This window comes from Actinomycetospora sp., assembly GCF_036497245.1.
GTDB lineage: Bacteria > Actinomycetota > Actinomycetes > Mycobacteriales > Pseudonocardiaceae > Actinomycetospora.
The window spans coordinates 1-19,297 of the sequence record NZ_DASXJS010000085.1 but is presented as its reverse complement, the minus strand read 5'-3'; the positions used below and the strand labels follow the sequence as shown (position 1 = coordinate 19,297).

General features: G+C 74.6%; 18 protein-coding genes. 8 read left to right on the top strand and 10 right to left on the bottom strand.

From position 1 onward, the window contains the following. Positions 1-55: 55 nt before the first annotated feature. From VGI02_RS09540 to VGI02_RS09510, 7 genes are all read right to left on the bottom strand, one after another. Positions 56-901, bottom strand: a complete 846-nt coding sequence (locus VGI02_RS09540) for a hypothetical protein (RefSeq protein WP_331627096.1) — start codon at positions 899-901, stop codon at positions 56-58. A 7-nt stretch (positions 902-908) separates the two neighbouring features. Next, positions 909-1,343 carry a hypothetical protein gene (locus tag VGI02_RS09535; RefSeq protein ID WP_331627095.1) on the bottom strand — a complete coding sequence of 145 codons (435 nt, stop codon included), beginning with the start codon at positions 1,341-1,343 and terminating at the stop codon, positions 909-911. Between the two features lie 48 nt (positions 1,344-1,391). After that, positions 1,392-3,197 carry a hypothetical protein gene (locus VGI02_RS09530; protein WP_331627094.1) on the bottom strand — a complete coding sequence of 602 codons (1,806 nt, stop codon included), beginning with the start codon at positions 3,195-3,197 and terminating at the stop codon, positions 1,392-1,394. 459 nt (positions 3,198-3,656) lie between these two features. Beyond that, a complete protein-coding gene (locus VGI02_RS09525) occupies positions 3,657-5,600 on the bottom strand; it encodes an arabinofuranosyltransferase AftB family protein (RefSeq protein ID WP_331627093.1) in 1,944 nt (647 codons plus the stop codon). A 41-nt stretch (positions 5,601-5,641) separates the two neighbouring features. After that, positions 5,642-6,919: a deoxyguanosinetriphosphate triphosphohydrolase gene (locus VGI02_RS09520; RefSeq protein WP_331627092.1), complete on the bottom strand. Its 1,278-nt coding sequence runs from the start codon at positions 6,917-6,919 to the stop codon at positions 5,642-5,644. Next, positions 6,916-7,587 (bottom strand): YdcF family protein, encoded by a 672-nt coding sequence (locus VGI02_RS09515; protein ID WP_331627091.1) that lies wholly within the window; start codon positions 7,585-7,587, stop codon positions 6,916-6,918. Before VGI02_RS09515 ends, VGI02_RS09520 begins: the two co-directional genes overlap by 4 nt. Next, positions 7,584-8,597, bottom strand: a complete 1,014-nt coding sequence (locus tag VGI02_RS09510) for an XdhC family protein (RefSeq protein WP_331627090.1) — start codon at positions 8,595-8,597, stop codon at positions 7,584-7,586. The genes VGI02_RS09515 and VGI02_RS09510 overlap by 4 nt, the downstream gene beginning before the upstream one ends. A 567-nt stretch (positions 8,598-9,164) precedes the next feature. Between VGI02_RS09510 and VGI02_RS09505 the strand changes: the two genes are divergently transcribed. From VGI02_RS09505 to VGI02_RS09470, 8 genes are all read left to right on the top strand, one after another. After that, positions 9,165-10,193: a 3-oxoacyl-ACP synthase III gene (locus VGI02_RS09505; protein ID WP_331627089.1), complete on the top strand. Its 1,029-nt coding sequence runs from the start codon at positions 9,165-9,167 to the stop codon at positions 10,191-10,193. Beyond that, positions 10,190-11,101, top strand: coding sequence for an alpha/beta fold hydrolase (locus tag VGI02_RS09500; protein ID WP_331627088.1), 912 nt, complete (start codon positions 10,190-10,192; stop codon positions 11,099-11,101). The genes VGI02_RS09505 and VGI02_RS09500 overlap by 4 nt, the downstream gene beginning before the upstream one ends. Further along, positions 11,098-12,708: a fatty acid CoA ligase family protein gene (locus VGI02_RS09495; protein WP_331627087.1), complete on the top strand. Its 1,611-nt coding sequence runs from the start codon at positions 11,098-11,100 to the stop codon at positions 12,706-12,708. The genes VGI02_RS09500 and VGI02_RS09495 overlap by 4 nt, the downstream gene beginning before the upstream one ends. Beyond that, complete coding sequence (locus VGI02_RS09490) at positions 12,705-13,715, top strand: NAD-dependent epimerase/dehydratase family protein (protein WP_331627086.1); 1,011 nt, start codon at positions 12,705-12,707, stop codon at positions 13,713-13,715. Before VGI02_RS09495 ends, VGI02_RS09490 begins: the two co-directional genes overlap by 4 nt. Before the next feature lie 401 nt (positions 13,716-14,116). Further along, positions 14,117-14,881 carry a hypothetical protein gene (locus tag VGI02_RS09485; RefSeq protein ID WP_331627085.1) on the top strand — a complete coding sequence of 255 codons (765 nt, stop codon included), beginning with the start codon at positions 14,117-14,119 and terminating at the stop codon, positions 14,879-14,881. 163 nt (positions 14,882-15,044) lie between these two features. Further along, entirely contained in the window at positions 15,045-15,785 is a 741-nt protein-coding gene (locus tag VGI02_RS09480; protein ID WP_331627084.1) for a hypothetical protein, read from the top strand. Continuing rightward, positions 15,782-15,961, top strand: coding sequence for a hypothetical protein (locus VGI02_RS09475; RefSeq protein ID WP_331627083.1), 180 nt, complete (start codon positions 15,782-15,784; stop codon positions 15,959-15,961). Before VGI02_RS09480 ends, VGI02_RS09475 begins: the two co-directional genes overlap by 4 nt. Before the next feature lie 147 nt (positions 15,962-16,108). Then, positions 16,109-16,657, top strand: coding sequence for a carbonic anhydrase (locus tag VGI02_RS09470; RefSeq protein WP_331627082.1), 549 nt, complete (start codon positions 16,109-16,111; stop codon positions 16,655-16,657). A gap of 16 nt (positions 16,658-16,673) precedes the next feature. Here VGI02_RS09470 and VGI02_RS09465 read toward each other — a convergent pair whose 3' ends face one another. From VGI02_RS09465 to VGI02_RS09455, 3 genes are all read right to left on the bottom strand, one after another. After that, on the bottom strand, positions 16,674-17,780 hold the full coding sequence (locus VGI02_RS09465) for an extracellular catalytic domain type 1 short-chain-length polyhydroxyalkanoate depolymerase (RefSeq protein WP_331627081.1): 1,107 nt from the start codon (positions 17,778-17,780) through the stop codon (positions 16,674-16,676). 59 nt (positions 17,781-17,839) lie between these two features. Beyond that, a complete protein-coding gene (locus VGI02_RS09460) occupies positions 17,840-18,235 on the bottom strand; it encodes a ribbon-helix-helix domain-containing protein (protein ID WP_331627080.1) in 396 nt (131 codons plus the stop codon). A gap of 128 nt (positions 18,236-18,363) precedes the next feature. Next, positions 18,364-19,297 (bottom strand): glycine--tRNA ligase (locus VGI02_RS09455; RefSeq protein WP_331627079.1); only part of this gene is annotated, 934 nt, incomplete at its 5' end.

Below are 19,297 nucleotides of genomic sequence, written 5' to 3'. Positions count from 1 at the left end.
TGCCCCAGATCTGGGGCATTCCGCGACACAGAAGTGGATCACGGTCGGTCCTGGGTCAGGTCTCGACCGCGGCCGGTTCCTGGCGCGGGGACGGGACCCCCCAGGCCTCGTCGAGCTCCTCCTCCTGGTCCGGCTCGTCGTCCGGTTCCGCCCGGTCCTCTGGCCCCGCCCGGTCGTCCGGCTCCGGCTCGTCGTCCGCCTCCGGGGCGAACGCCGCCTCCGGTGCGCCGGCCCAGCGGGTCGGCTCGGGTGCCGAGGTGACGACGACGGGGACCATCGCCGGTGGCGGCGCGGGCTCCTCGCCGACGAACCCCAGGGTCGGCGCGAACAACCCGGCGGGCTCGCGCGCCGCATCCCCGATCGGCGTGCTGGACGGAATTCTCGGGACCACCGGTTCCAGGCCCGGCAGCCCCCCCGGCGTCACGGCGGGGACGGCGGGCGCCACGGGCCCCACCAGCCATCGCCCGTCGACCGGACGGCGCTCGAGCGTCGGACCCGCGGTGAGCGCCTCGATCGGCACCTCCGCGAGCCGTTGCCGGGCCCGTCCGACCGCCCGCGGGCTCCCCGCCACGACGGCGGCGAGCACGAGACGGTCGCCGTGCGGGTCGGGGATCTCGCGCAACAGGTGAACCCACCCGTCGCCGGTCTCGACGGTCAGCGTGGCCGTCGCACCCGGTTTGTCCCCGGTCAGCGCCGGAGCCGCCCGTGCGAGGTCGGCGTGACCTGCCCCGAGGAGCTCGAGGTCGGCGTGGTCGCCCTCCCGCGTGCAGGCGTCGAGGATGAAGCCGCTCTCGAGGTCGACGAGTGTCGCGGCGACCACCCGCCGGTCCTCGAGCAGCGACGCCAGCACCGTCGAGAGCCCGTCGGTGCGGACGCACGTGACGTGACGATGCCGTCCCACGGACCGGTCAGCGCCGGCCGGCCTGCTGGTAATACCCCGGGTCGGCGGCCGGGCCGGAGTCGGGTCCATCCATCGTGAAGCGCTGGGCGATCATCTTCAGGTCGCGTCGAGCCATGGCGAGGTTGGCCTGCTGACGGTTGAGGACCAGGTAGAAGAAGATCTTGTCGTCCTCGGTGCGGGAGTACACCGGGCGGATCAGGTGGTACTGGGTGTCGAGGGTGATCAGGATGTCCTCGATCGTCTCGCGCAGGCCCAGCTTCTGCATGACGTCGAACTTCGCACGGACGACCTCGCTGTTGCCGGGAGCGGCGACGTCGAGGTCGAACTCCGCGCTGCCGCCGCGTGAGCCGAGGGTCATGCCGCTCTCGTAGTCGACGATCGCGACCGCGAAAGCGCCTTTGATGTTGGTTGCGGCGTTGAGGACATAATCGATGTCAGCCATTAAAAGGGATCTCCATCGGGGGTGGCTCGGATCGGGGGACGACGGGGGTCAGGACAGACGACGTAGTCCGTCGATCAGCCGTCTCAGCACCGAGGGCTCTTGAGTGAACGCCGCGGCGCCGGCCACGGCGGCCGCAGGGCGGGCCGTCGGGACGGATCGGGGGGTGGGGCGGCCCGGGAGCACCTGGGCGCCCGGTGTGCGGCGCGGGAGCTCCGGCAGGTCGTCCTCGTGGGGGGCGGATTCGTCGTCGCTCGTCCCGGTCGGGATCTCGGCTCCTGGAGCAACGGCGACGGCGGGCTCGGACGTCTCGGGGTGGGTGTCCTCCAGGGGCGGCGCGGTGATGATCGGGTAGGGCACCGGTGCCGGCATCTCGGTGGTGTCGTCCTCCGGCACGGGCGACGGCGGGGGCGGCACGACGACCACGGGAGCCCACAGGCTCACCCCCCGCGGAGCGGGGATGGACGGAGCCGGTGGGCTCTCCGCCGACGCACGGGCCGCGGGCACGCCCGGCTCGGCGCGCACGGACGGTTCGGCGCGCACGGACGGTTCGGCGCGGGCCGACCGCTCGGTGCCTGCGGCCTTCTCGGCGACCTTCTGGGTCCCGGGGGCCTGATGGGTCCCCCGGGCCTCCTCGGTCCCCTCAGCCCGCTCGGTTCCCGCAGCCTGCTCGGTGGGCTCGGCGGCCGGGGCCGGCTCGGCGGTGGTTCCGCGTGCGCCCCGACCGGACCTGCGGCTCGCCTGGCGGACCGTGAGCGGGAGGCGGCGGACCGCGGGGTCGTCAGCGCCGTCCTCTTCCGGGGCGGGCGGGGGCGGCGGAGGCGGCACGACGTCGGGGCCGTGTGGCCCGGACTCCCGGTGATCCCGGTACCCGGGTGACGACGAACGCTGCGGAGTGTGCCGCTCGAGGCGACGTCCGCTCGTGTCCGGGTCGGACGGCCGCGGGGGTGGGATCTCGGCGGACCGCTCTTTTGCCCCGCCCGCGGCGCCGGGCATGGCCGCCGGGAACCCGCCGGTCGTCGGGGACGCCGTGATCGGGCCGGACGCCGGCGAGGGCTCGGGCTTCGCGAACAGGTCGGACGGCGACGACGCGGCGGCCGGACCGGCCGGACGCGATGTCGGCCACGCCCGGGAGGCACGGCCCTCGGCGGGCTCGAACGGCCGGGCGGGCTCGAACGGCCGGGCGGGCTCGGACGGGCGGTGGGGCTCGGACGGTCGGTAGGGCTCGAAGGGCCTCACCGGCTCGAACGGCCGAGCGGACTCGGAGGGCCCGGTGGGCCGGAAGGGCCTCACGGGCTCGAACGGCTGCACCGGCTCGAACGGCCGGAAGGGCTCGTTCCGGGAGGGCTCGCTCCGGGACGACGACGGGGACCCGGCGGACGAGAACGGCGACGGCCCCGTGGACGACGGCGGCGCGGGAGCCGACGATGCGGGCACGAACGGCGCGGGTGACGCCTGCTCCGGGGCCGCGGTCAGCGCGCGGGGCCCGGTCGCCGAGCCGGGCGCACCCAGGCCCGCGAGTGCCCGCCGGGTCCGGGCGAGGTTCCCGCGCGCGCGATCGATGCGGACGGCCATCCACACCGCGTCGTCGCCGGGGCCGGTGGGCACGAGGCGCACCAGGTGGAACGCCGTGCTCGTGGTCAGCACCAGGTCCTCGAGCTCGCACCGTCGGTCGTGCGAGACGGCGCCGAGCTGGCGCGCCCAGTCGATGACGGCGAGCGCCGGTCCGGGCACGGTGCCGACCTCGCCCAGCACCCGCGCGCCGTCGAAGGCCACGGCGAGCACGTACTCGGCGCCCGGAAGTGCGGCGAGCCCGTCGACGAACCGATCGACCCCGGCGGGGGAAGGCTCGCGCACGAGGTCGACGGCAGGTGATGCCGTCCACCCGGTTGCGACCACGCCGTACCTCACTGTGTCGGGGTCTCGGACCGGGGAACGGTAAGGATCGCCCCACGTGACCGGCAACAGCACCGTTCGGCCCAACGGGGAACGATTCCTCCGGGTGCGACATCACGCTGCGTCTCTGCCTCGTGTCGCGGGGCGACACGCCGCGTGGTGGGTCGAACGCCGGTTTCCAGCGGGCATCCAGGTCTCACTCCTGTCCCGCAAGTGCCCGGGACCGGAGGGCCGAACACCGCAACGGGGGTGCGGCAGAGCGGGGGTACTCCGCCCCCGGACGGGTGGATGAGCCCAGGGTGACCATGCCGATACCGATCGCGAAGTGCACCGGTTCGGAGCAGCGCGATTACCACGGATGCCCCGCCCGGATCGCCCTTCAGTCGGCGATCACTGCGCAAACGCTGCGCCGCGGATCGATCACCGTGCGGGCGGTGTGCACGCGACCTCGGTCAGCACCGGGTCGCGGGGGTAGCGCAGGGCGGTGCGCGCCGGGGCGCCGACGAGGTTGGACCGGAACCGCGACCACGTGAGCGGGGCCGAGACCGAGGCCTCCAGCTCGCGGATCGCCGGGCACTGCAGGGCCCTCGAGGCCGCCGCGACGTCGTCGGGCCGCACCGCCCGGTCGTCCGGGGGCACGCCACCGCCCTCGGCCACGTACCAGGCTGCGGGCAGGTTCTTGTCGTGGCCGACGCGGCCGTCGGGAACCATGTACGTGTGGGCCGCCAGGGGCTCCGCGAGCCCGACGGTGTCGGTGACGCGCACGTCGAGCGGGTTGAGCGCGCCCGCCACGCCCAGGTTCAGGAACACCATCCCGCTCGGCTCGCCGGGAGCGAGCGGCACCGTCTCCCACTCCGGGCCCGCCGGTCCGAGACCCCGGGCCTGCAGGGCGAGGACCGGCACCGGGCTCTGCGCGATCAGCCGCGCTCCGCCCGCGACGTACGGGTGGCCGCGGTAGTCCTCGGCCGTCATCGGGTGCGGCGTGCCGAGGAGCTGGATGTAGAAGTCGCGCTCGTCGGCGATCCCGGACGCCGAGATGCCGTCGTAGTTGATCCGGGCGTGGGTCCCGACGACGAGGGCCCACACCAGCAGCGTCAGGAGCGGCAGCGCCGTGCGCCGGCGCACCGGCAGGGCCATGACCGGAAGGAGCACGCAGAAGATCGCCGGGAGCAGCATGCGCGCGTGCATGAAGTCCCCGCCGACGCGGACGACGTAGAGCACCATGCCCAGACCCCCGACGACGGGGGCGAGCGCCACCGCCGCGGTCCCGGCGCGGTCCCACGCGCGGGTCGCCCGGATCCCGGCATCCGCGGCCTCGGCGCCGGGAACGGGCCTCCCCCGCCACCGGGCCCACCACTCGCTGCGCGCCACCCGAGGGCCGACGATTCCCGCGGCCGAGGCGAGCAGGAGCAGCGCCGGGACCCAGAGCCAGTAGGTGCCGACCGTGTCGCGCAGATACGAGTACCCCCGGCCCCAGAGGGCGACCCCGGCCTCCTTGGCCAGCGCCGTCGACGGGACCAGCAGGCCGTAGTACCCGGCACGGAACACCTCGTACGCGGCGGCGGGTGCGACGCACAGCGCCCCGAGCCCCGCGAGCCGCAGCCACCCGCGCCGGTCCCGGGGCTGCTCGAGCACGGCGAGCGCGATCCCGGCGGTCACCGAGACCAGGGCGAGGTCGGGCCGCACGAGCGGGCCGAGCCCGATGATCAGCGCCGACGGCCAGGCCGCCCCGGGGCGGCGGCGTGACCCGCGGGCGGGGAACAGCCGGGGCTCGCGCTGGGACCGGCGCACGAGCAGCCACCAGGTGAACGCCAGCCAGCAGAACGACATCCCGGTCTCGAGACCGGACGTGCCGAAGTCCCAGAACGGCGGCATGGCGAGCAGCACCAGACCCCCGGCGGGCACGACCACCCGCCCGAGCCCGGTGAGCCGGCGCGCGCCGTCGAACGCGAGCCCGAGCGCGGCGGCGGAGAGCACCAGCCCGGCCGCGACCGCGACGTACTCGAGGCGCACCGGCAGCACGGAGAGCCCCAGCAGCAGGACGGTCCACAGCGTCGAGGTGCTGGTCTCCACGCGCTCGCCGACGTTGTACACCGGCCCGTGCCCGTCCAGGATCTGCCGCACGGTGCGCAGGAAGATCAGGCCGTCGTCGGACATCCAGCGCCGCTGCCACATCAGCACCATGTCGAGGACGACGGCGAGGCCGAGCAGCACGGCCGTCGTGGTGAGCGGGCGGCGGCGGGCGCGACGGGCCAGGTCGCCGGTGACCCCGACGGCGCGGGACGCGGCCGGGTGCGCGGAGCGGATCGTGAGCCGACCGGTCGCGGTGCCTTCCGCGGCTCCAGCCGCCGCTCCGACCGTCACCGGTCCTCCCCCTGGCCCCGCCGGCGTCGCCGGCCTGCCCGTCATCCCGACACCAACCGCCGCGGTCCCTCGGCGTCCAGGCGGGCCGACCACGACCGGGCCTGCGCGTCGGTGAGGACCGCGACCTGGTCGACGACGACCCGCAGCCGGGCCGCGGCGTCCCGGCCAGCGTCCCATGCCGGGCGGAAGGCGGGGTCCAGGACGCCCGGCGCGCCGTCGCAGAGCCGGCCGACCAGGTCGCTCAGCAGCCCCCGCTCCCGCTCCTGGGCCGCCAGGCGCTGGGGGTCGGACATCACCCAGCGCACGGCGGCCGCCTTGAGCAGCGTCACCTCCGCGCGCACCCCGGGCGGGACGACGAGGTCGTCGTCCGGCCCCACCGTGTCACCGGTCACCGCGAGGGTCGCGTCGACGGCGGCGGTGACGAAGCGTCCGACGAGCTCGCTGGTCAGGTGCTTGAGCGCGACCTGCGCGGACAGCGTCCCCGGCTCGCCGCGTCCCCCGGCCTCGCGGACCACGGCCACCAGGGGCGGGTAGCCGGCGAGGCGCGCGGCGGCGGCCTGCAGGTCGGCGGCGCCCGCCCCGAACGCGTCGGCGGCGAGCGCGAGGAGGCCGTCGTCCGGGTGGGCGAGCCGGTCGGGGTCGATGCGGCCCGCGAGGATGGCGTCCTCGACGTCGTGCACCGAGTACGCCACGTCGTCGGCCCAGTCCATGGTCTGCGCCTCGAGGCAGGGCACGTCGGCCCGCGCCGCGGACAGGCCCGCACGGACCCAGGCGAAGACCTCGACGTCGTCGTCGTAGACCCCGAACTTCCGGATCCCCGCACGGCGGGGCCACGGGTACTTCATGCAGGCGTCGAGGGTCGCCCGGGTGAGGTTGAGCCCGCGGCAGCGCTCGTCGTCGAGGGTCTTGGGCTCGAGACGGGCGAGCAGCCGCAGGGACTGGGCGTTGCCCTCGAACCCGCCCGCGTCCGCCATGATCACGTCGAGGGCGCGCTCGCCGTTGTGCCCGAACGGCGGGTGCCCGATGTCGTGGGCGAGGCCCGCGGTGTCGACGACGTCGGGGTCGAGGCCCAGCTCCTCGGCCATGCCCCGCCCGATCTGCGCGACCTCCAGGGAGTGCGTGAGCCGGGTGCGGGGCACGCCCGTGACCTCGGCGTCCTCCCCCGGTCCGACGACCTGGGTCTTCCCGGCGAGGCGACGCAGCGCGGCGGAGTGCAGCACCCGCCCGCGGTCGCGCGCGAACGGCGTGCGCCGGTCCGGGCCGCGCTTGGGCACCTCGGGGAAGAACCGCTCGCGCGGGTCCCGCCGGGCCGCGGTCACTGCAGGCTCGGGTCGGAGAAGTCCGACGAGGCGTGCGCGAAGTGGTAGTAGAGCAGGCCCGCGGTCTCGCGGACGATGTAGAAGAACTGGGTCTCCCGGGTCTGCACCACCGGGCCGGTCTTGGTCGGCGAGGTCGTGGCGTCGAGCCCCACATCGCGGGCCATGGTGCGGGAGCGCAGCGAGTGCCAGGGGTCGCTGACGATCACCGCGGAGGTCCAGTTCCGCGCCTTCGCGACCGACCCGATCGCCTCGAAGCTGCCCAGCGTGTCCCGGCCCTCGTCGACGGGGAGGACGTCGCGGTTCGGGACGCCGTGCTCGGTCAGCCAGCGGTCGCCGCTCTCCGCCTCGGAGAACTGGTCACCCTGCGCGGCCCCGCCGACGGTGACGATGGTCGGGGCGACACCCTGCTGGTAGAGCGTGAGCGCGTGCTGCAGGCGCGCCTCGAGCACGGGGGACGGCCTGCCGTCGTACTGGGCGGCGCCGAGCACGAGGATCACGTCGGTGGGCGTGCGCTCGTCGACGCGTCCGAGCGCCCAGACGCGGACGGCGGTGCCGCCCACCAGCAGCAGGCCGACGACGAGGGCTCCGACGACGACCCGGGGCGCCCACGTGAGGGCCGCGCGGGGGCGGCTGTGGGTCCGGGTCGGCGCCTGTCCGGGCCGGATCATGCGCCGATCTGCCCCCGTCCGGCCGAGAGCGCGGCAGGGTCGCGCCCGCTGCGGGAGGCGATGACCTCGGCGACGATCGACACCGCCGTCTCGGCGGGGGTGCGGGCGCCGAGGTCGAGCCCGACCGGCCCGCGAACCCCGGCGAGACCCGCCTCCGTGACGCCCGCCGCGAGGAGCCGCTCCCGGCGGGCGGCCTGAGTGCGACGCGAGCCGAGCGCGCCGAGGAACCCGCGCCCGTGGCGCAGACCGGCGAGCAGCGCGGCGTCGAAGGCCGGGTCGTGGTCGAGCAGCACCAGCACGTCGGCCTCGGTGAACGCGGCGACCGCGGCCGTGGTCTCCTCGACGCCCGCGACCTGCCCGTAGCCCCATCCGAGCACGACGGCCTGGGCCTCGAGCGCCGCGGCGATCGCGCCGGCGCCCGCCACGAGCAGCGAGGGCACCGGCACCCACAGGTCGACCAGGACGTCGGTCCCCGCGAGCTCGGTGCGGTCGGTGGCGGTCGCCCCGCGGCGCAGCAGGCCGCGGACGTGCTCCAGCGCGGCGTCGTCGAGTGCCTCAGAGCCGAGGGAGCCGTGCGCCTCGTCGAGCGCCGGACCGGTGACCGCGAGCGCGCGGGTCCCGTCGACGGGCGAGACGAGGGCCGCGGGGGCCCCGGCGGCGAACGCCGCGGCCAGGGCGCGCGCCGGATCGGCGGCCAGCGCGTGGGCGAGCAGGGTGGCGCCGCCTGCGCACGCCAGCCCGGCGGCCACGGCGTCGTCCTCGGGCACGTGGGCCTCGCCGAGGGTGGGCGCGGTGAGCGCGGCGAGGGCGAGCTCGACCGCCCGGTCATCCACCGCGCCGCGCAGCAGGTCACCGCCCCGGTGCTCGCCGCGGGCGGCGAACAGCTGACCTGGCTCGACGGTGCCGAAACCGTGCCGCTCCAGCACCCGGACGACACCGACGGCCTCGTCGGAGCCGGGGGTCCCGGCGAGCACCTCGCTCAACGGACTCCTGCTGGTCGGCCCACTCACACCGCCAGGGTAGGCGGTCCCCCCGACACTCCACGCCACCGTGTGCAGGCTCCCGGCTCCGCCCGCCGAGTGGGCCCGGAGGGCTGCGGGCACAGCCCCGGGAGTCCACTCGGCGGGGCCGGGCGCCGCGTCGCAGCCCGAGTGGACCCGCTGGGCTGCGGGCACAGCCCCGGGAGCCCACTCGGCGGGGCCGGGCGCCGCGTCGCAGGCTCGTCGGGGGTCAGCCGCCCGCGTTCGAGTGGATGGCGCCCCGCGCTCGTCAGATGACAGCAATGGACCATTGCTTGCACCACGGGCATGATCAACCGCACCGGACCGCCCACCGAATACCGGGAATGTCGCACAGAGCGCGTCGCCGTACCGGACAGTAGTGCCGTACGATGCCCGACAGGTGAATTGGCGGCGAGTGGAGCACGGGCATACCACCGTTCGGCCGAAACAGGTCTCGATCTTTCCTGTTACCCGAGTTCGTGTGATTCCCGGTATCGATCGTCGGTGCCCGTAAGAATGATGTGAGCCGATCACGGCCACCTGGCGGAACAAGTGACCCTCCCGCATTCTCGGGCGATGAGAGCGGCACAGCGGTACGACGACGTGGTGATCACCGGCCTGGCGCACGTCGACGCGCCGCACGCGGTCACCTCGACCGAGCTCGAGGGGCGGCTGGCCGGCACGCTGAAGCGGTTGCGCATCAGCTCGGGCCTGCTCGAGAAGCTCTCCGGCATCCAGGAACGGCGCATCTGGGACGAGGGGACGATGCCCAGCGAGGTCGCCGCCCGGGCCGGGGAGGAGGCCCTGGCGCGCAGCGGCGTACCCCGCGCCGACATCGGCGCCCTGATCAACACCTCGGTGAGCCGCGATCATCTGGAACCGTCGACGGCGAGTATCGTGCACGGCCGCATGGAACTGTCGCCGGAAGCGGCGAACTTCGATCTGGGAAATGCGTGCCTGGGCTTCATCAACGGCATGAACGTCGTCTCGACGATGATCTCGTCCGGCGAGATCGACCACGGGCTGGTGGTGGCGGGCGAGACGAGTCGATTCGCCATGGAATCGACGATCGCGCGACTCGCGGGCGATACGTCCACCCGCGCGATGTTCCACGAGCAGTTCGCCACCCTGACCGTCGGGTCGGGCGCCGTCGCGATGGTGCTCTCGCGCGCCGACGGGCCGGGCGGGCACCGATTCCTCGGCGGCCTGGGCCGCGCGAGCACCATCGGGAACTCCGAGCTGTGCGTCGGGCAGGCCGACGAGATGCGCACCGACACCCGCGGCCTGCTCATGGCCGGCATGGAGCTCGGTGGCCGCGCCTGGAAGGACGCCGTCGCCGCGTTCGAGTGGGACCCCGAGAGCTACGACGTCTACTGCCTGCACCAGGTCAGCAAGGTGCACACCCGCGCGGTGTCCGAGCAGATGGGCCTCGACCTCGACCGCTTCCCCTCGCAGTTCCCGTCCCTCGGCAACATCGGCCCGGCCGGGGTCCCGACGGTGCTGTCGAAGGCCGTCGACGACGGCACCGTCACCGACGGGTCCCGCGTGATGCTCATGGGCGTCGGCAGCGGGATCAACGCCGCGGCCGCGGAGGTGATCTGGTGACCACGACGGCGCCGCGGGCCCTGCCCGGGTTCCCCTTCGCGACCCGCACCGTCGAGATCGGCGGGCACACGATGGCCTACGTCGACGAGCGGCCCGACGGAGTGGGCGCAGCACGGCCGGTCCTGCACGTCCACGGCAACCCGACCTGGTCGTTCTACTTCCGGTCGCTGCTGGCCATCCTCCCCGACGACGGGTTCCGCGCCATCGCGCCGGACCACATCGGGATGGGCCGCTCCGACAAGCCCGCCCTCGCCGACTACCCGCACACGCTCGGGCGCCGGGTCGCCGACCTGACCGAGTTCGTCGACGCCCTCGACCTCGACCAACCGCTCTCGCTCGTCGTGCACGACTGGGGCGGGCCGATCGGGCTGTCCTGGGCGGTGGAGCACCTCGACCGCATCGACAAGGTCGTCGTGCTCAACACCGGCGCGTTCCCGCTGCCGGCCGACAAGCGCATCCCGTGGTCACTGCAGGCGGCGCGGCTGCCGGTCGTCGGGGACGTCGCCGTCCGGCGGTTCAACGCGTTCTCGCTCGGGGCTCTGGCCATGGGCAGCGGCCGGTGGTGGCTCGACGCCGAGGCCCGCCGCGGCCTGCTCGCCCCCTACGACCGCCCGGCCCACCGGGTCGCCGTGCACGCCTTCGTCCAGGACATCCCCACCGGCCCGGCGGACCCGGCCCACCCGGTGCTCACCCGCCTCGCCGAGCGGTTGCCGCTGCTCGACGCGAAGCCGGTGCAGATCCACTGGGGGATGAAGGACCCGGTGTTCGACGGCGGCATCCTCGACCACCTCGTCGCGTACCTGCCCGAGGCCGAGGTGCACCGCTACCCCGACGCGGGCCACTACGTGCTCGAGGACGCCGCCGAGGAGATCGTCCCCCGGGTCCGTACGTTCCTGGCCGACCGATGAGCGTGTCCACCACCGACACGACGTTGGACGGCATGCTCGCCGCGCACGCCACGGCCCGCCCCGGGGACGCCGCCCTGGTGCTGCCGACGGGAGTCGTCGGGGGCATGCGCACGGTCACCTTCGGGGCGTTGCAACGACGGGTGGAGGCCGCCGCGGCGGGCCTGCTCGCCGCGGGCGTCGGCCCGGGCACCCGCACCGCGCTGCTCGTGCCCCCGATCGACGACTTCTTCGTGCTGGCCTACGCCCTGCTGCGGGTGCGGGCCGTCCCCGTCGTCGTCGACCCCGGCATCGGGCTCGCCCGGGTACGCGACTGCCTCGGTGAGGCCGCACCGGAGGCCTTCGTCGGGATCGCGAAGGCCCACCTCGCGCGCCGGGTGCTGCACTGGTGCCCGGACGCGCGGCTCGCCGTGACCGCCGGGCCCGTCCCCGTGCCCCGGACGACGTCGCTGCGGCGCCTCGAGCGTGACGGAGCCCGACGCGGGCCGCGCGAGCCGGAGCCGCGTCCCGACGGTGCGCCCGCCGCGATCCTGTTCACCAGCGGCAGCACCGGCCCGCCCAAGGGCGTCGAGCACCACGAGTCCGGGCTGCTCGCCCAGGCCGGCCTCATCCGCGACCTCTACGGCCTCGGGCCCGGCGACGTCAGCCTCGCCACCTTCCCGCCGTTCGCGCTGTTCGGGCCTGCGCTCGGGATGACGACGGTGGTGCCGCGGATGGACCCGACCCGGCCCGCGAAGGTCGTGCCCTCGCGCCTGGTGCACGCCGCGCAGCGCAGCGGGGCGACCGTCATGTTCGGCTCCCCCGCCCTGCTCGACCGGCTCGGCCGTGGCGCGCCCGCCGGGACCCGGATCCCGTGGCTGCGCCAGATCATCTCGGCGGGCGCCCCGGTTCCGCGCGAGACCCAGCGGCGCGTGCTCGCGCTGCTCGGCCCGGGCGCGCAGGTCCACACCCCCTACGGCGCCACCGAGGCCCTGCCGGTCGCCTCCATCGGCAGCGACGAGCTACTGGCCCTGCCCGACGACGGGATCTGCGTGGGACGGCCGGTGCCCGGCGTCGACGTCGCCCTCATGCGCGTGAGCGACGGGCCGGTGGACACGCTGACCCCGGACCGGCTCGTCGCGCCCGGCGAGGTCGGGGAGGTGGTGGTGCGCGGCCCCGTGGTGAGCCCCGCCTACGCCGACCGCCCCGAGGCCACCGCGGCCGCGAAGCTGCGCTGGGACGGCAGGCTCGCCCACCGCACGGGCGACCTCGCCTCCGCCGACGCCGAGGGCAGGCTGTGGTTCGCCGGGCGCGTCGCCCACGTCGTGCACACCGCCGACGGGCCGCTGCACAGCGTCCCGTGCGAGGAGGTGCTCAACCACCACCCGGCGGTGCGCCGCTGCGCGCTCGTGGGGGTCGGTCAGACCCCGGTGGTGGTCGTCGAGATGCTCGCCGGGTCCCGGTTGACCGTCGAGGTGTCCGACGAACTGCGCGCGCTGGCCGCCGCGGACACCCGCACCCGGGCGATCACGACGCTGCTCGAGCACCCCGCGCTGCCCGTCGACCCCCGGCACAACTCCAAGATCGACCGCGAGGCGCTGGGCCGCTGGGCGACGCGGGAGCTAGCGTGAAGGCGCTGGTCACCGGCGGCGGCGGGTTCCTCGGCGGCGCGGTCGTCGACGCACTGCTGGCGCGCGGCGACGAGGTCACGAGCCTCGCCCGCGGCGACTACCCGGCGCTGCGCGAGCGCGGGGTCACGACGGTGCGCGGGGACCTGACCGACCTGGGGACCGCGCGGACCGCCGTCGCCGGCTGTGACGTCGTCCTCCACGTGGCGGCCCGGGCCGGGATCCGGGGCAGCGCCGCGCAGTTCCGGCACAGCAACGTCGAGGGCACGCGGGTGCTGCTGGCCGCCTGCCGTGAGGCGGGCATCGGGCGGCTCGTCTTCACCAGCACGCCCAGCGTGGTGCACACCGGCGGGGACATCGACGGCGGCGACGAGTCGCTGCCCTACGCCACGCACTTCGACTCGGCCTACCCGGAGACGAAGGCCGAGGCCGAGCGGCTGGTGCTCGCCGCGAACGGCCCCGACCTGGCGACGGTGGCGCTGCGCCCGCACCTGGTGTGGGGCCCGGGCGACACCCAGCTCGTGCCCCGCATCCTCGACCGCGCCCGCAGCGGCCGGCTGCGCTTCGTCGGCGACGGGACGGCGATCATCGACACCACCTACGTCGACGACGCCGCCCGGGCCCACCTCGACGCCGCCGACCGGCTCGCCCCGGGCGCGGACTGCGCGGGACGGCCGTACTTCATCACCTCCGGGGATCCGCGCCCGGTGCACGAACTGGTCAACGGGATCGTCGTCGCGGGCGGGCTGGAGCCGGTCCACGGCACCGTGCCGCTGCCGGTCGCCGTCGCGGCGGGCGCCGCGGTGGAGACCGTGTGGCGGGTGCTCGAACGGGTCCCCGGCCTCGGAGACGTCGGCGACCCACCGATGACCCGGTTCCTCGCCCGCCAGCTGGCCACCGCCCACTGGTTCGACATCAGCGCCGCGCGCCGCGACCTCGGCTATGTCCCGCAGGTGCCGCTCGACGAGGGGTTCGTGCGGCTCGCGGCGTCGCTGCGCGCCTCCGCCTGAGTCCCCCGCCCGAGTCCGGTGGACAGCCGCCGTGTGGCGAGCCTCCCCGGCTACCCGGCCGCCTTGTCGCGGGCTCCCGCGGTCGCCCTGCCGCCTTGTCGTTGTGAATCACTGCGACAAGGCGGGACGGGCGGCGCGAGAGACCACGACAGGGCCGCCGACGAGCGCAACAGCCTGACCAGCACCGACGGCGCCCGCCAGCGCCGGTGGCCCATCGGGTGATCACCTGGCGTCACCCCCACCGTGCGGTCAGCGGCATCCCCCGTCGGAACGAGATCCGGCTCACGCGGCCCTGCCGACGGGCGAGGCACGACCACCGCTCGGCCCGCCGGAACCGCCGGACATCGTGCTCCCCCGATTGCCCACCCGGAGACGCCCGCGGCGCGCCCACACTCGGGGTCATGGACGACCGAGACGAGTCGACCCCGACGCCTGCCCGGATGTGGTTCGCGCTGCTGCGCCGCGTCGGGCGGGGGCTGGCGGGACGGCGTTTCACGGTCCGGGACACCGCGTGCACGATCGTGTCGCTGCACGGGCGGCCAGAGGGCTCCCGCTGGTCACTGGGGCGGGCCCGGGACGTCGAGGTGGTGCTGCACGACGTCGCCTCACCGGAGATCGACGCCCGGGAGATGGTCGTGGAGTGCGAGACGCTCACGGTCGGCTCGACCGTCGCGGCCACCGGGGTGACCATCACCGCCACGGTGGGCCCGGACTCGCTCGCCCAGCTGGGGGATCAGGACGGGCCGAGTCCCGAGGTCAGCGTCGTGGACGGCGAGATGCGCTCGCCGTGGCTGCCGGGCATCGAGCTCGTGATCGAGCCCGAGGTCGCCGACGACGGCCTGCGCTTCGTCCCCGTCGCGCTGATCACGCCCCTCGGCCGGTGGACCTCGACGTGGTGGATGCCGTCCGGCACGGCCCCGCCGCCCGAGCTGCCGGGTGGGCTGCGCCTCGCCGAGATCACGACCGCGGGCGACGCCGTCGTGCTGCGGATGGTCATCGACGAGTGGACCGTGCCCCTGCGCGACGGCTCACGGATCGGTGAGCTGCTCGACGCGGCCTCCCGGGACCGCAGCACGGAGACGGTCACCAGCCCGGACATCCCCGCGGCGCGCTCGGGGGGCTCGTCCTCCCGGACAGGGACGGGACGGGCCACGCAGCAGACGTGACGCGAACGCCGGCGGCCGGCCCAACCGGGTCGCGCGCCCGACGGTGATCAGGGAGTCGCTGCGCGCCCAGACGGAGATCCGATCGGCACGCAGTGACTCCCTCGGCGCCCGCCCGTCCGCCGCATCCCCGGATGCTGTCGGACCCCGGGTGGACGATGCCTTCGTGACACCGAACGCCACCGGCCGGCCCAACCGGGTCGCCCCCGACGGCTCCACGCACGCCGTCGCCGACCGCGGCCTCTTCTGGGGCAACCGGGGCCAGCTCCTGGATGCCGGGGGCCACCCGGCGCGCCATCACCGGGGCCGCCTGTGGATCGTCTGCGTCCTCGAGTTCCACGGCAGGCAGCGGACGCAATGGCAGCCGAACCGTCTCACCGAGCTGTACTTCCTCGACGAGCCCACCGCGCTCGCGGCGGGCCACCGGCCGTGCGGCGAGTGCCGCCACCACGACTACCAGGCTTTCCGGCGCGCCTGGGAACAGGCCCATCCGGACGACGCCCGCGGCGCCCGGGAGATCGACCGTCGCCTGCACGCCGACCGGCTCGACGACGACGGCAGGCACCGCACCCACCACGAAGACCTGGCGACCCTCCCGGACGGCGTGATGATCACCCTCGACGACGGGTTCTGGCTCGTCCGGGGTGCGTCGGTGCATCCGTGGGCGTGGGGCGGCTACGGGCCCCCGACGACGCGGGCGGAGCTCCCGGACGTCGTCACCGTCCTCACCCCGGAAGCGACCGTGGCGACGCTGCGCGCCGGGTACGACCCCGGCGCCCACCCCTCGGCGTCGGACTCGGACCCGGAGTCGGTCAGCGGCCAGGCCCGAAGCGAGATCTCGTCGAGGCGCCCGCCGAGGACTATCGTCGGCGACCCGACGCCGATCACCGAGGGGCAGGGCCCATGAAGAAGCTCGCCGAGATCCTGGTCTGCTTCCTGCACCCCATCGCGGTGATCCTGATCTGGCTCAATCTCATCGTCCGACCCGAGCTCAGTGGCAGCCAGAAGATCGTCTGGGGCATCCTCTCGCTGATCCCCGTCGTGCCGTTCGTCTATGTCCTCACCGGTGGTGAGCTGTGGTGACCGGCGCCGTCGTGTCCCGGCGGATCGCCACCCGGCTGCGCATCGTGCTGCCGCTACCTGAGTGATTGACTGACGGACCGAGCGGTCCAGAATCAGGTGTTCGGCTCGGCGATCGGCGCCGGCCATGAGCACACGGAGAGCGATCACATGGACACGATCACCGTCCTGACCGAGCGGAACGACGATTTCGCCGAGCATCGATTCCCCTCCGGACTGACCCTGATGCCCGCGCTCAAGACGCTGATCATCGGCTGTGTCGACCCGCGTGTGGACCCGGCCCACGTCCTGGGTGTCGCGCTCGGGGACGCGGCGATCATCCGCAACGTCGGCGGCCGGGTCACCCCCGCGACCGTCGCCGAGCTCGTGATGCTCCGCAAGGTCACGCAGGCCGGCGGGGGTGACATGGGCACCGGCTGGGATCTCGTCGTGCTCCACCACACGCAGTGCGGGATCACCCGGCTCGGCGGGGAGCCCGCCATGCTGTCCGCCTACTTCGGGGTCGGGGAGCAGGAGCTCCCGGCGAAGCGGATCGACGATCCCCGGGCCGCGGTCGCCGTGGACGTCGAGGCCCTCAGGTCATCGCCGTCGTTGGCCGGCGGCTTCCTGGTCTCGGGCCTGGTCTACGACGTCGCCACCGGACGGACCGAGGTGGTGGTCCCTCCCGCGCTGCTCCGCGAGACCGCCGGCGTCGGCTGAGCCCCTACGAGGGCCGTCAGTCGCGGCCGGCTCCGAAGAAGGCGACCATCGCCGCGCTCGCGTCCGGGCCCGAGGGGTCGGTGTACGAACCACCGGCCCGGCCTCCCGACCACGCGTGGCCGCTGCCGTGGACGGTCCAGCTCTCCACGCGGACCCCGCCCTCGGGGTCGGTCCAGCGCTCGCGGGTCCAGTCGCGGCCGCCCTGGCCGCCGCCGCGCTCCTCGGACCGCGCGCACCCCGGCACGCCGTCGAGGGCGGACTCGGCGACGCGGCCGGCGTTGGCGACGGCGACCGTCCCGTCCTCGCCGCCGTGGACCACGATCGTCGGCACACGGCTGCGGCCCGGGCGATAAGCGCCGGAGCGCATGGCGGCGAACGCCGACCCGACGTCGCGGGCCGCCCCGGCCGCGAGCCCGGAGTGGACACCGACGGCGGCGACGAGGTCCGGGTACGCCGCCCCCATCACCGCCGCCATCGCCGCGCCGGCCGAGAAGCCGGCGACGAACACCCGGTCCGGGTCGGTCCCGTGCTCGGCCGCGACCTCCCCGACGATGCCGGCGATCAGCGACGGCTCGCCGTCCCGGCCCTGATGCCGGGGCTCGAACCAGTTCCAGTAGCCCATCGCGTTCGCCGACCGCGCCTGCTCCGGGTAGACGACGACGAACCCCTCGCGCTCGGCCACCTCGTCCATCCCGGTCGCGGCCGCGAAGACGTCCGCGTCCTGGGTGCCGCCGTGCAGCATCACCAGCAGCGGCGGGTGTTCCTGCGGATTCGAGGGCGCGACGACGCGGTAGGTGCGCGTGCCGGCCGGGCCGGTGAACGACCCCCGGGTCGCCCGCGCCGAGCCCGCGCCCGCCGTCGTCGGGACGTTCCCGGCGCCCGCGGCGCCCTGCAGGACCGTCATCGCCTCGGTGAGCCGTCCGGCGCGCGTCAACCGGGTGGCCTCGCGCATCGCGGCGGAGGCCGGGCCGCCCCCGGCGACGCTGGTCCCCCGGGCCGCCGCTGCACGGACGGCCTCGGCGGCCGGGCCGGGCATTCCGCGGGTCATGCGCTCGGTGACCCGGGCCGTCATCGTCTCGGCCAGGCGTCGGGCGGCTTCTCCCGGTGTGCGCGGTGCGGTCATGTCGTCGTCCCCTCGAGCGGCGTGCGTGGCGACGGGAGGACCCCGACGCCGCCGACGGCTCAGACGATCCGGGGACCCAGCGCCGCCTTCACGGCCCGGCTCGCGCGGAACGCGCCGAGGACCTCGACCGAGGCGATGGTGGCCACCGCCAGGTCGGGGGTGACGTCCTCGGCGAGGCTCGCCAGCCCCAGCACCCGGATGTGGACCTGCTCGCCCGCGTCGCGCAGGGCTTCCAGGTCGCTCCGGGAGAAGTGCTGGGTGCCGAGCACCAGCGTCCGGCGGGCGACCGTGCGGTCGAGGGCCGGGCCGTTGGCGCTCAGCTGGTTGCGGATGGCGGTCCGGATGAAGTCGGTGCGCGTCGTGTAGAAGCCCTCCTGCACCAGGAGGTCGATGTGCCCGAGATCCACCAACCCGAGGTTGACGGTGATCTTCTCGGTCTTGTCCGCCTCTCCCACGATCGCGTCCTACCCTCCATGCGCCATCCACCTGGATGGTGCTTGATAACCCGAGCATGCGCAACCGCGCACTCGCCGACGCTCGTCCCGCACGGGGACGAGCGCAGGCCGAGGGCGGCCCCGGCGGATCAGCAGCCGATGAGTCGGGCGGCCAGGTAGCTCTCGAGCTGGTCGAGCGCAACCCGCTCCTGGGTCATCTCGTCACGGTGGCGCACGGTGGCGGCCTGGTCGTTGAGCGAGTCGAAGTCGATGGTGATGCAGAACGGCGTGCCGATCTCGTCCTGGCGCCGGTAGCGGCGGCCGATGGCCCCGGCGTCGTCGAAGTCGACGTTCCAGTGCTGGCGCAGGGTCGCGGCGACGTCCCGCGCGACCGGCGAGAGGTCGGAGTTGCGACTCAGGGGCAGCACGGCCGCCTTCACCGGGCTCAGGCGCGGGTCGAGCTTGAGCACCGTGCGCTTGTCCACGCCACCCTTGGCGTTCGGGGCCTCGTCCTCGGAGTAGGCCTCGAGCAGGAACGCCATCATCGGGCGGCCGACACCGGCCGCGGGCTCGATGACGTAGGGCTTGTACCGGGAGTCGGTGGCCTGGTCGTAGTACGACAGGTCGACCCCGGAGTGGTTCGAGTGCGTGGTGAGGTCGAAGTCGGTGCGGTTCGCGACGCCCTCGAGCTCGCCCCACTCCTGGCCCGCGTTGAACGCGAAGCGGTACTCCACGTCCACGGTGCGCTTGGAGTAGTGGGAGAGCTTCTCCTTGGGGTGCTCGTAATGGCGCAGGTTGTCCCGAGCGATGCCGAGCCCGGTGTACCAACGGGTCCGCTCGTCGATCCAGTACTGGTGCCACTGCTCGTCGGAGCCGGGCTCGACGAAGAACTCCATCTCCATCTGCTCGAACTCGCGCGTGCGGAAGATGAAATTGCCGGGGGTGATCTCGTTGCGGAAGCTCTTGCCGATCTGGCCGATGCCGAACGGCGGCTTCTTGCGCGCGGTCGACATGACGTTGGCGAAGTTCACGAAGATGCCCTGCGCGGTCTCCGGGCGCAGGTAGTGCAGACCCTCCTCGGAC

Coding starts and splice junctions, on each gene's coding strand:
- VGI02_RS09495 (WP_331627087.1), top strand. CDS start 11,098: ATGAGCGTGTCCACCACCGACACGACGTTGGACGGCATGCTCGCCGCG.
- VGI02_RS09475 (WP_331627083.1), top strand. CDS start 15,782: ATGAAGAAGCTCGCCGAGATCCTGGTCTGCTTCCTGCACCCCATCGCG.
- VGI02_RS09465 (WP_331627081.1), bottom strand. CDS start 17,780: ATGACCGCACCGCGCACACCGGGAGAAGCCGCCCGACGCCTGGCCGAG.
- VGI02_RS09515 (WP_331627091.1), bottom strand. CDS start 7,587: ATGATCCGGCCCGGACAGGCGCCGACCCGGACCCACAGCCGCCCCCGC.
- VGI02_RS09505 (WP_331627089.1), top strand. CDS start 9,165: ATGAGAGCGGCACAGCGGTACGACGACGTGGTGATCACCGGCCTGGCG.
- VGI02_RS09535 (WP_331627095.1), bottom strand. CDS start 1,343: ATGGCTGACATCGATTATGTCCTCAACGCCGCAACCAACATCAAAGGC.
- VGI02_RS09485 (WP_331627085.1), top strand. CDS start 14,117: ATGGACGACCGAGACGAGTCGACCCCGACGCCTGCCCGGATGTGGTTC.
- VGI02_RS09470 (WP_331627082.1), top strand. CDS start 16,109: ATGGACACGATCACCGTCCTGACCGAGCGGAACGACGATTTCGCCGAG.